Annotated in this window: 13 protein-coding genes; 7 read left to right on the forward strand and 6 right to left on the reverse strand. The window is 64.2% G+C overall.

Annotated elements, in window-relative coordinates:
- From RHODMAR_RS09765 to RHODMAR_RS09775, 3 genes are read right to left on the reverse strand one after another with little or no spacing between them, the layout of a single operon-like run.
- On the reverse strand, positions 1-672 hold the full coding sequence (locus tag RHODMAR_RS09765) for a response regulator (RefSeq protein WP_008713913.1): 672 nt from the start codon (positions 670-672) through the stop codon (positions 1-3).
- Positions 669-1,994, reverse strand: a complete 1,326-nt coding sequence (locus RHODMAR_RS09770; RefSeq protein ID WP_157226043.1) for a sensor histidine kinase — start codon at positions 1,992-1,994, stop codon at positions 669-671. Before RHODMAR_RS09770 ends, RHODMAR_RS09765 begins: the two co-directional genes overlap by 4 nt.
- Entirely contained in the window at positions 1,991-2,566 is a 576-nt protein-coding gene (locus tag RHODMAR_RS09775) for a hypothetical protein (protein ID WP_232433612.1), read from the reverse strand. The genes RHODMAR_RS09770 and RHODMAR_RS09775 overlap by 4 nt, the downstream gene beginning before the upstream one ends.
- A 145-nt stretch (positions 2,567-2,711) precedes the next feature.
- Here RHODMAR_RS09775 and RHODMAR_RS09780 point away from each other — a divergent pair, with 145 nt between their 5' ends.
- The 3 genes from RHODMAR_RS09780 (at position 2,712) to RHODMAR_RS09790 (ending at position 5,664) form a co-directional block, all read left to right on the forward strand.
- Positions 2,712-4,004, forward strand: coding sequence for a hypothetical protein (locus RHODMAR_RS09780; RefSeq protein ID WP_008713917.1), 1,293 nt, complete (start codon positions 2,712-2,714; stop codon positions 4,002-4,004).
- Positions 4,001-5,401: an outer membrane protein assembly factor BamB family protein gene (locus RHODMAR_RS09785; protein WP_008713919.1), complete on the forward strand. Its 1,401-nt coding sequence runs from the start codon at positions 4,001-4,003 to the stop codon at positions 5,399-5,401. The genes RHODMAR_RS09780 and RHODMAR_RS09785 overlap by 4 nt, the downstream gene beginning before the upstream one ends.
- Before the next feature lie 62 nt (positions 5,402-5,463).
- Positions 5,464-5,664 carry a hypothetical protein gene (locus RHODMAR_RS09790; RefSeq protein ID WP_008713921.1) on the forward strand — a complete coding sequence of 67 codons (201 nt, stop codon included), beginning with the start codon at positions 5,464-5,466 and terminating at the stop codon, positions 5,662-5,664.
- 15 nt (positions 5,665-5,679) lie between these two features.
- Here RHODMAR_RS09790 and RHODMAR_RS09795 read toward each other — a convergent pair whose 3' ends face one another.
- Together RHODMAR_RS09795 and RHODMAR_RS09800 are read right to left on the reverse strand one after the other, a co-directional pair.
- Complete coding sequence (locus tag RHODMAR_RS09795) at positions 5,680-6,207, reverse strand: SixA phosphatase family protein (RefSeq protein ID WP_042938580.1); 528 nt, start codon at positions 6,205-6,207, stop codon at positions 5,680-5,682.
- Positions 6,194-6,736: a GtrA family protein gene (locus tag RHODMAR_RS09800; RefSeq protein WP_008713922.1), complete on the reverse strand. Its 543-nt coding sequence runs from the start codon at positions 6,734-6,736 to the stop codon at positions 6,194-6,196. Before RHODMAR_RS09800 ends, RHODMAR_RS09795 begins: the two co-directional genes overlap by 14 nt.
- A gap of 62 nt (positions 6,737-6,798) precedes the next feature.
- Here RHODMAR_RS09800 and RHODMAR_RS09805 point away from each other — a divergent pair, with 62 nt between their 5' ends.
- Both RHODMAR_RS09805 and RHODMAR_RS09810 read left to right on the forward strand, forming a co-directional pair.
- Complete coding sequence (locus RHODMAR_RS09805) at positions 6,799-7,974, forward strand: MFS transporter (RefSeq protein WP_008713924.1); 1,176 nt, start codon at positions 6,799-6,801, stop codon at positions 7,972-7,974.
- Between the two features lie 111 nt (positions 7,975-8,085).
- On the forward strand, positions 8,086-9,060 hold the full coding sequence (locus RHODMAR_RS09810; RefSeq protein WP_198289427.1) for a CPBP family intramembrane glutamic endopeptidase: 975 nt from the start codon (positions 8,086-8,088) through the stop codon (positions 9,058-9,060).
- Here the strand turns inward: RHODMAR_RS09810 and RHODMAR_RS09815 are convergent.
- On the reverse strand, positions 9,050-9,562 hold the full coding sequence (locus RHODMAR_RS09815; protein WP_008713927.1) for a GNAT family N-acetyltransferase: 513 nt from the start codon (positions 9,560-9,562) through the stop codon (positions 9,050-9,052). The two genes, RHODMAR_RS09810 and RHODMAR_RS09815, sit on opposite strands and share 11 nt — an antisense overlap.
- A 343-nt stretch (positions 9,563-9,905) precedes the next feature.
- Here RHODMAR_RS09815 and RHODMAR_RS09820 point away from each other — a divergent pair, with 343 nt between their 5' ends.
- On the forward strand, positions 9,906-10,136 hold the full coding sequence (locus RHODMAR_RS09820) for a heavy-metal-associated domain-containing protein (protein WP_008713930.1): 231 nt from the start codon (positions 9,906-9,908) through the stop codon (positions 10,134-10,136).
- 33 nt (positions 10,137-10,169) lie between these two features.
- Positions 10,170-11,122: P-type ATPase (locus RHODMAR_RS09825; RefSeq protein ID WP_042938581.1), on the forward strand; the 953-nt coding region annotated here is incomplete at its 3' end.

Genomic DNA, 11,122 nt, shown 5'->3' on the forward strand with positions numbered 1-11,122 from the left:
CTAGCTGCTCACCAGCCCGTTGCGGTAGGCCCAGATCACCACGTGCACTCGGGTATCGACGTCGAGTTTGCGGCAGATGTTGCCGATGTGGGTCTTCACCGTGCTCTGTTCGACTTCGAGCGACCGGGCAATCTCGTTGTTGCCCATGCCCTGCGCGAGTAGTTGCACCACCTCCATCTCGCGCAGACTGAGATCGTGCTGCGGCGCGGTAGTTCTCGTGGCGCTACGCTGCGTACCTCGGCGGGCGAACTCCGCCATCAAGCGCGGAGTCAGACGTGGGGAGAGCGCCGCGCCGCCGGCGGCAACGGTGATCACGGCGTCGACGAGTTCTTCGGGGTCGGTGTCCTTGAGCAGAAAGCCGGACGCTCCGCTGTCGAGAGCGGCGAACACGTATTCGTCGAGGTCGAACGTGGTGACGACGATGACGCGTACGTTGCTGTCGTCGATTCTGCCGTTGCGTGCCAGGATCTCTCGTGTCGCAGTGAGCCCATCGCCGTTCGGCATTCTGATGTCCATCAGCACCACGTCGGGGCGAAGGGCCGACACCTGTTGTACGGCATGCTTGCCCGAGGTTGCGTGGCCGATGACCGCGATGTTCGGGTGGCCGGCCAGGAACAGCTCGAATCCCTGCCGAACGACGGGTTGATCGTCCGCGATCAGTACGGTGATCATGCCGGTACCTCGAGCGGCTGGGATATGTTCCCGCCGAAAGGCAGCCGAGCCTGCACGGACCACGTACGTTCATCGGCAGACAATTCGGCGACGAGGGTTCCGCCGAGCAGAGCAGCCCGCTCCTGCATTCCCGGGATGCCGAAACCCTGACCTGCCGGGGCCGGTTGCTCGGAGCCGCCCGAGGTCATCGTGTTGGTGACGGTTACCTCGATCGCGGACGGATGCTCGGTCACCTGCACGCGCACAACGCAGTTCGGGGCGTGGCGTCGGGCATTGGACAGCGCTTCCTGCACGATGCGATAGCACGTCAATTGCACCGCACTGTCCGTGTTGTCGGTGATCTCGATGTCGGTTCGGATGTCGATGTCGGTTCGGATGTCGACGTCGATGGACGCGAACGAGATTCGAGACTGCTCGATCAGATCGGGGAGGTCGGCGATCATCGGCTGCGGTGCGCTGTCGGTCCCAGGTCTGTGGTCGATGCTGCTCGGGCGCAGGATTCCGACGATCTGACGCAGGCTGTCGAGAGTGCGTTGGCCGTGTCCGATTGCGCCGGTCAGCAGTTCGCGTGCCTGTTCGGGGTCGACCGTGATGAGTGTCTTCGAGGCTTTGGCCTGTATGAGCATCCCGGTCAGGTGGTGAGCGGCGACATCGTGCAACTCCCGCGCCATGGTCCGGCGTTCGTTGTCGAGAGCCGCGTCCAGTCGTTGTCGGTGTTCCGATTCGGCGCGGTCGAGTGCAGCCTCGTTCTCGAGTTCCTGGGCCCGGCTGCGTGCGATGTACTTACCGAGTGCGATGAGCACCGTGTAGTTGATGGCCAGGTTCACCACCTGCTCGGCCACCACACCGAGCGTGCCACCGGGGCCCGCTGCGGCGTTCGGGAAGGACAAGCGGGTGTCGACGCTGATCACGATCTCGAGGACCAGTCCGAGGGTGATGGGGGCGAACAGGCGTAGCCCGGTCACTCGAATCGCCAAGGCCGCGATGGCAAACCAGTACAGCGGGGTGAACCCGAGCGTTCGGTCCGGCAGAACGAGAATCAGCGCGACACTGATCGCCACCACCGTCAGATACGAGGTGACAGGAAATGATCGGCGCACGCACGTTGCCGCGGTCATCGCCAGCAGGGCAACCACACTGACCGCGATCAGATGAGGGCTGCCGACGAGTTCGTCTCCGGTGTCACCGACCAAGCCCGTCGAGAGTTGGAACCCGGCGTAGACGACGGTGGCCAGCAGCATCTCGATCGGGAGAACCACAGGATTTCGTGGCCGCCACGCGGGACGAAGTGTGCTCCACCAACGCGTACCACCGAGCGTCACAGCCGACTCCGTTCTCCTGCCGCGTTTCTCGAGCCTGTATTTCTCGTACCCAGCACCCACAGTGGTCCGGTGACGAACCAGAAGAACGTGATCACGCCGAGCGGCTGGATCACGGTCTTCAACGCTGCGGCCTGCTCCGAGTCTGCCACGGTGTACGCGAGTCCGTAGGTGATCACCAGAGCGATCGCGGCGGCGCACAGCCACTTCGCGAATTCTCGGATCTCGTTGCGGTAGGCCTTCGGACCGGCCTTGGGGGGCTTGACCGGTGCGGGCCCACCAACGAATCGGTGGGCGAAGCGCACGTCGATCCAGGCCACGGTGGAGTGCGCGAACACCACGGTCCAGCCGAGGTAGATGCCGGCGAGGCGGTGGGCGAACTCGACCTCGCCGCCGCGGTGCAGATCGAGTGCCACCGCAGCGACGAGGACGACGTCGAGCACCGGGAGCAGGGCCAGGGTGATGGTGCTGGCGCGCCGCATTCGCGCGATGTAGCGCAGGCACAGTCCGCCGATCACCAGTACCCAGAAGCCGACCTCGCAGATCGCGATCGTGAGCAGAATGGGATTGTTCACAGGGGCGATTTCACCGCAGCCAACGCCTCCCGAGATACCCCCGGCGAGGCGTCGTAGCTGGTGATTCGGCCGAAGGTACGACGCTGCGCTCCACCGAAAGTCGTACCGCTTCTTCTCGGGCAATCGGCACGTTAGTCTCGTCCGCGTGATCGACCGCAGTGGTGTCAGGCGTCAACCGAAGATCTTCTGGCTCTTCGTCGCTGTTGCAATCGTCGCGACGGGGGTGATCGTCGTGGAGTCGCGTGCACCCGACACGGCCGAGGTCGCGCTGCCGGAGACGCCGGGGTCGGGAGGGTTCAGCTCGATGACCTACGACTCGAGCGATACCTCGACAACGATTCCAGGGTGCGCGACAGTTCTGGTTCCCGACAATTCCGCAGTTGCTTTCGTGGTCGATGAAGGCAGTTTCGACGATCCTCGCTATCCGTGGTTCTCCGGGCGTAAGGCAACTGCCCTGTCCGACGCGCTTGCATCTGCATTGCCGAACGACACAACCATCGAGTTCGCTGCGCCGGGCAGCGCCCTGTTTCTTACCGAATCGGCATTTCGTTTCGGTCCGGTTCAAGGTCCTTCGCGCAGTAGTTCGGTGGACGATCCGTCGTTCTTCGCGAGCTCGAATGCGGCCGGACTGCTGATCCGCAACGGCCGGGGCGTCGACATGAATGTGTCGCTCTCCCAATCGAAGCGCGGTGTACCGCCCTGCATCGGTGGCAATCTCGAGCGCAGACAGGTGTTGGCCGACGGTACGGTCGTCGACACGAAGGAGTCCACCGGCGACGTCGCAGGCAAGGCCGCGGTGATCAGGACGGCGTCCGCGTACGCACCTGACGGAACGACTCTGTCCGTCAACGCCAGTCAATTCGTGTCCTCGGACGAAGTGATGTCGATGGAAGACCTGGTGGCCCTGGTCTCGTCTAGCGATCTGCGCGTCGACGCACCGATACCTCCTGGCACCCGCCCGGCACCGCGGCCCTGCAGCGGTAGTGGCGCGCCTCAGGATGGACCCGCTGTCACTTGGTCCGATGCCGACCGTATCGGTCGGGCACTGGAACATGCGCGCATCCGCGCGCTGCGAGCCGTCATCGCGTTCGAGCAACCGCTGACCCCGATGCAACGAGGTTCGTTCACCGACGACACGTTGTGCACGTCCGGAACGATCACGACGCCGGGTTCGGAAGGCGTTGTGAGCGTCTCGATCACAGGAGGGCAGCCGCTCCCGGAGATTCCCGACCGGTACGATCCGGCCGCTGATCGCTCTGTCGATGTGGTCCGCCTGCCCGACGGTTCCATCTCGGAGCGTTCGAAGCGCGGGGCTCGGACCGTGACCGTTACTCGGCCATCCGGCACCAGGGTCCGTATTTCGTCCACGTCGGCGGGTGATCTGATCACCATCGGCAATCTCGAGTCCATCGCGACAGCAGCGGGTTTGGACCTGTGAGCATTCGGTGGCCGGTCTGGGCCGCGGGGGCTGTGGCACTGGTGACCGTCGTTGCTGCGGTGATCGTCGTCGTGCAGGATGACCTGCCCGTGGTCGCGACGGCACCCGAACCGACGAGCACAGCACCCTCTGCGGCTCCGCTTCCGCCCGAGGTCCAGTGGTCCAGATCGGCCGAGGACGTGTATGGCCGCGAGTTCGCGCAGTTCGGTGATCTGGGTGCGGGGAACCGATTCCATTCCGGTGCAGCGTCATTCATCGATGCGGGCCAGGTGTACATCACCTCCGTGGGTCTGCCGGATCCCGCCGACGGAAACTTCGACGCTCCCGCGATGGTGGGACTCGCTGCTATGGATGGGTCCACCATGTGGCGGCGTGACGACATTCGTGTCGACTCCTGCGCCGAGCAGCTTCTGGCCGGGTCCCTGGTCTGCCTTTCGGGCGGCGAATCGGAAGGCACGGAATCGACGATCGTCCTGGTGAACGCGATGACCGGTGAGGGCCGCTCCGTTCGGGTGCCGTACCCCATCATCGCCATGGGGACCGACGGATCTTCTCTCTATTCTGTCGATTACACGGTGGCATCTGGGGGTTACGAGGGCGCGCCGCAGCTCCGAAAGGGTTCTGTGGACGATCTCGGGAGTGAGTGGGTCACCGAGTTTCCCGGCCAGGCGCTCTATGCGGGTTCGTCGAGTTCGGCGATCACCGTCGACGGCTCTTATGGCCTGGGTCGGTTCGGTCCGACAGCAATAGGATTCGACTCGGCTTCCGGGGCGATCACCTGGTATCGGGGGTATCCCGACAGCTGCATCCAGCAACCGTACCGGGTGCAGCCGGCCTTGGTGATCATGACCGAGGCGGTGTGTTCACAGTCCGAATCGTTCACCGGCACTGCGGCAGTCGCGTCCGATGGGCGCATCGTTGCGAGGTCACCGGCACCGGTGTATCCCTATCCCGAGATCGACGCTCCGGGCGACCTGTCGTTCCCGATGATCGTCGGCGACAGCGCGTTCGACCGTTCCACCGGGGCGTTCGTCTGGTCGAGCCCGCTGCTGGCCTCGACCAACGGTGTGGCTGTCGTCGGGGACGTGGTGATCGCGCGCGCTCCCGGCACCGCGCACGTGACGGCTCTCGATCTGCGGACCGGTGCAGTTCGATGGGAGAACGATCCTGGCGACTATTATCCGATCACCGCATACGCCGATGGTCTCGCGTATTTCACGGTTGGCGGTACCGTGGAAACGATTGCGCTCGAGGACGGTTCGACTCGTCGACGGGTCGAGATAGAGCCGACACCCGACCGTTTCGCTGCCGATCCGTATCTGGGATCGCGGGTCACGGAATCCGGCGATCGTCTGGTGTATTCATCCACGGCACATCTTGCCGTCGTGGACCGGTAGCCGAACGCGCTACTGTGGAATTACGCATACAGGACAGCGCACCCAAGACCAGGGAGTCCACCATGGCAGGCAAGAAGATCGACAGAGTCCACGCACAATCCGCGTTGGAGACGGTTCGCGAGAATCCCGGCATCGCACTCATTGCCGCTGCGCCCGCACTGGTGGTGTTGGCAGTGGTGTGGTGGTTGCTCGGCTTCCCCGCGGCGCTGATTCTGCTGATCGCAGCCGGTGGTGCCGGCTACCTGTACCTCAAAAACCGTTAGTCGGCTCGAGAACCGCTAGTCGGTCTCGGCACGGGGAATGCAGAACTCGGTGATGGTGGCCGAGCCTGCGGACATCTCTGCCCATGACTTCTCGGTGGTCAGTACCGCAATCGCCGATGTGGGGAAGCGGTGTCGAACCTCGCGGGCCAGGTCGGTGTCGTCGTCCGCCGCCAATTCGAGTGCGGTCCAGGGGATTCCCGGTTCGTGTCCGACGACCAACAGCGTCGATACGGTCACATCGTCGAAGTAGGTGTCGGCGAGGCGGATCTCGTCGATGATCTCGTCGGCGGATCCGCCGTAGATGTCGCGCTCGAAACGAGTGGGCGCGCCGCCCAGACCGGTTGCGGCCAATGTCTCGCGGGTGCGCAGGGCCGTCGAACACAGAACGGCGTCGACGGGGCCGACATGCTCGGTGATCCAATCTCCGGCAAGCGCCGCTTCTCGTTCGCCACGCGCGGCCAGCGGCCGTTCGTGATCGGGCACGCCGTCGGGGTAGCCGGATTTGCCATGCCGCATCAGCACGAGGGTCCTAGTGGTCGCCATGCTGTCCACCGTAAACGGTCAGGGCGACGGAATCGGCGAGAACGTCAACCTGTTCCGGGAAGACGAACTTGCGCATTGCCCACCATCGGAATGCGGTCGCCAGCAGCGTGCCGATGATGGAGCCGCTGACGAAATCGGCGATGTTCTCGGTGAGGAACGACACGTTCGGTGCCCGCAGATCAAGCACGTAACTCGATACCCAGAGCGGCAACTGGTTGATTGCCAGGCCGGTTCCGGCTACGGCGAAGAAGAGTGCCGCCTCGTGGTGTCGACGACGTCCGCCGCGGGCGGTGAACGACCATTCTCGGTTGAGCACGTACGACACGATTGTCGCGATCAGCACGGCCAGAACGTTCGCTGTCACTGGCTTGTCCTGCAGGATCGTCCACTTCAGGCCGAAGAACAGGACGACGGTGACAACGAAGGTGATCGCTCCGACGATGAGGAACTTGAGGGCCTCGGCGTGCTTGACGAGGGGCTCGAGCCATCGCTCGGGAACGTGGTCGGTGAGGCGGTCGGACACATGCATCCCAACGACGTTACCTCGAGTAACGGATCCGGGTCGTCGACGATCGATAGGCTCACGGCGTCATGACTGCTGCCCGGGTGTCCGTACTTGTCGTTTTCTTCGTCAACGGAGCGGTGTTCGCGAACTGGGCTCCGCGCATCCCGGAGATCCAGAACTCGCTGTCGATCGATGTCGCGACGCTCGGGTTCGCGCTGGCCGGAATCGGTGTCGGTGGGCTCGCGGCTGCGCCTATCGCAGCTGCGCTGATTCGGAGGTTCGGCAGTCGGTGGGCGATTCTCGCCTCTGGGCTGCTGTTGTGCACGGCGTTCGTGCTGCCGGCAGTGGCAGTGTCGTGGTGGACGCTGCTCGCTGCACTGGTGCTGCTCGGCGGGGCAGACGCAGTGATGGACATTTCCATGAACGCGCAGGGGGTCCTTGTCGAGGAGCGGCTGGGCAAATCGGTGCTCAGCAGCTTCCATGCCGCGTGGAGTGTCGGTGCCGTCGTCGGGGGAGTGACGGGTGCGGCCGCGGCAGGTATTCGGATGCCGGTGGCGGCACACTTCGGTGTGGTCGGTGCGGTGCTGATTCTGGTCCTGGCCGCCGTCGGGCGGGGTCTGCTGGGTCCGGAACCCCTCGCGTCGGCGTCGGATGACGACCCGGACGTGCGGCATGTCGTCGTCCGCCCGACTGCGGCACTCGCGATGCTGGGCGCTGTGGTGTTGCTTGCCGGTCTGATGGAGGACTTTCCGCAGTCGTGGAGTGCTGTCTACATGACGACGGAGGAGGGCGCGGGCCCCGGCTCGGCCGGTATCGCATTCGTCGCGTTCTCGGCGGCGATGCTGATCGGCCGGTTGGTCGGAGATCGGATCGTCGATCGGTGCGGGCCGTCCACGGTGTTGACGGGCGGCGCGTCGCTGGTGGCTCTCGCTTTTCTCGTCGTCCTGGGGCTGTCGAGTTTCGCCGCGGATCTACCGGTGCTGGTCATCGCGGCGTTCGCGGTCGCAGGTCTGGGCTCGAGCCCGCTGTTTCCTATTGTTTTCAGCCTGGCCGGGCGGCTCCCGGGAGTGTCCTCGGCAGCAGCCATTTCGATCGTTTCGCTGATCTCGCGGATGGGATTTCTTCTGGCACCCTTGGCTGTCGGTCGCGTCGTGGACGCGTCGGGCTTCGGATCGGTGCTGGGAGCCATCGCCGCGGCCGGTGTCGTCGTCGCGGTGATCGGCTGGTTCTACGGCCGCAAATTTCCAGTGAAGACGGCTTAGCGCCGCGCGTTCAGGTGCGTACGCAACAACCGACCCTGTGGTACTGAATTTTCGGCCCACCCGTGATAGACAAGTCCGGGGGTCGACAGCTGCTCGGTAGCAGGCAATGCGGTGCTTGACGTGATTGGTGGTGACCTGGTGGCGCGCAGTCTCGATGCGGGTTCCGTTGCTCACTCGCCTCGACGTGGGCTCACTGCTGCCGGTACTGCGGTGATGGTCCTGGGTCTGGTGGCCGGTTGGGTCGTCGTGTACTTCATCGGCCTGGTGGGTGCGCTGTGGCGCTTCCGCGAACCGAATGCGCTGGCACCGACGCTCACGCTGTCGGATCAGTGGATGGATCTCGCGGTCGGTCTTGTGCAGGTAACGGTGGGAGCTGCCGCGATCGCGGCGGTGTACTTCGTTCGCCGTCGGACGTTGCCTGCGGTGTGGCCGCTGCGCAGCGGTACCGCCTTGGAGGCGGCCGTCACCTGGTGTGCCGCAATCGGTGCCGCGTCTGCCTTACTGCTCGTGTTGTCTCGGATGGATGTGCTCAGATTCAGCTTTTCCATCCCGGCCTCGGTCGAATCCGATTGGCTCGCAGTGGTTTCTGCGCTCGCCGTGGGTCTGCGCGAGGAGCCGATCCTGGTGGCGCTGCCGGTGTTGCTGCTCGTGGGCAGGCTGCCGATCTGGGGCATCATTTTGTTGTCGGCGACGATGCGGGGCCTTCTCTACGTGTACTTCGGCGGCGGCGGCTTCCTGTGGGCAGTCTGCTGGGGTGCGGCGGCAGTGTGGGTGTTCTATCGCTATCGGCGGCTGTGGGTGTTGATCGCCGTGCACGGGTTCGTCATGAACGTCCAGGTGTTCGATCGAGTGATTCCTTCCGAGAACGCGGCGACGATCATGCAGTGGGTCAACATCCTGATCCTGTTCACTGCGTTGCTGTGGTGGGTTACCCCGAGGGCGCTGGACTCGTTTCTCCCGAACACCGTGGCCGTTCGGTACGGGGACGCGACCGTCGAGGCGACGCCGATGGTGGCCGAGGTAGTGCTCAATCCCGAGAAGCTCGATCCGGATTCACCCAGAAGAAGCCCGCCGGTCAAGCCCTGACCATACGGGCGTCGAGGCATTCCCATTCCGCGTCGAACACGGTGGTGCCATCCAGCTCGAACCGATGCTTGCGATAGAACGTGATCGCGCGATCGTTTCCTGCCGCTACCCACAGATATACGGATCCGTCTCGACGGCCGATCACGTCGTCCAAGAGTTCGGTCGCGACGCCGGTGCCGTGGTGTTGGGGCAGGACGTTAAATGACCACAACTCGGTCGCCGCCGGTGGATTGTCGTCGCGTGGCGGGCCGCTGGTGGCGAATCCGGCGATGCGTGAACTGGCGATGTCGATCGCACACCGGGCCCGGACTCCGCGCGACGACGCCTCGTCCAGACCGGCGATGATGCGCTCCCACCGTTCGATGCGATCCTGGGGCTGCACGGCGTCCAGCTTGGCGCTGTTCATCATTCCCGCGTAGGTGGCCTTCCAGACGGCCACGTGAGCTCTGCCGAGCTGCTCTTCATCGCCTGGCCGGATGTCGCGGATCGCGTAGCTGCTCACCTGTTCGTTATACAGATCCTGCCCCGGGGCGCGCGAAGAATTTTTCTGTCGTACCCCTCTCGTACTATCGAATGCATGTTCCCCTGAGTCGGGCATGAGGCGTCCTCGACGTATCCGAAGCGGGCTGATGACGAGCAACCGGGCCCCCACCGCGTGATTATCAAGAGTGTCCGCACCGCGTGTCAGTTTCAGAAGACGACTGCACTCTTTGCAGGCGTTTTGAGGGTGTGTGCACGCCCTCAGCAACGGCCGTCCCTTTCCAAAACATACGGGGAGGGGGTATCGTCCCGATACGGCAATCGGATACCCCTAGGGGGTATGCGAATCAACTGAAGGGGCACCCATGATCACCACGAACTACCGAGTTATCGGCATGACCTGCGGTCACTGCGAGGCCTCGGTGCGAGAAGAAGTCGGTGCCGTAGCCGGAGTCGAGACGGTCGAAGCGTCCGCGTCGGCGGGAACGATGACAGTGACCAGTGCCGCAGAACTCGACCAGACTCAGGTCATCGCTGCCGTCCGCGAGGCCGGATACACAGCAGAACCGCAACCCGCAGATTCACGCTCCGTGTAACCACCGAATCAGGTGGATGGAAGGACTCGCACGATGAACGAGCACATACATGCAGGCGTCGATGCTGCGACGGATCAGCCCACTTCGTCGCCGCACAGCGGCCCTGACGCGGGCCAGGACATGTCCGGTCACAGCGGCGGCTCACCCGCACATGGCGGGCACGCGGACCACGGGGGTCACACCGGTCACGGTGGTCATGCGGGGCATGGTGATCACGTCGGTATGTTCCGGCGCCTGTTCGCGATCATGCTGGTCCTCGCGTTCCCGGTGGTCTTGGCCTCCGAGATGTTCGCGATGCTCGTCGGCTACTCGTTACCCGACGCGTCGTGGATCGCCTGGATCTCCCCGGTGTTGGGGACGGTGATGTTCGTCTGGGGCGGTTCCCCGTTTCTGACCGGCGCAGTGAGCGAAATCCGTTCGCGTGCACCAGCAATGATGCTTCTCATCGCCCTGGCCATCAGTGTTGCGTTCGCGTCGTCGATGGGCGCGAGCCTCGGTGTGCTTTCTCATGAGCTCGACTTCTGGTGGGAACTGGCCCTACTGATCGTGATCATGCTGCTCGGGCACTGGATCGAAATGCGATCACTCGCGCAGACCACGTCCGCCTTGGATTCGCTGGCAGCGTTGCTACCGGACACCGCCCAACGCGTCGACGGCGACGATGTGGTGCCGGTATCACCGGATCAGCTCGAGCTCGGCGATGTCGTGGTCGTCCGCCCCGGCGGGCGACTACCGGCTGACGGGACCATTGTGTCCGGATCGGCGAGTATGGACGAGTCGATGATCACCGGAGAATCGCGCACGATCCGCCGTAGCGACGGCGAGCACGTCGTCGCGGGGACCGTGGCCACCGACTCCGGAATCAGGGTTCGAGTCACCGCGGTAGGTGAGGACACTGCCCTCGCCGGTATCGGAAGACTGGTTGCCGACGCCCAGAACTCGACGTCGCGAGCTCAACGCATTGCTGACACCGCTGCGGGGTGGTT

Origin of the sequence: Rhodococcus sp. AW25M09, from assembly GCF_000333955.1 — a bacterium.
GTDB lineage: Bacteria > Actinomycetota > Actinomycetes > Mycobacteriales > Mycobacteriaceae > Rhodococcoides.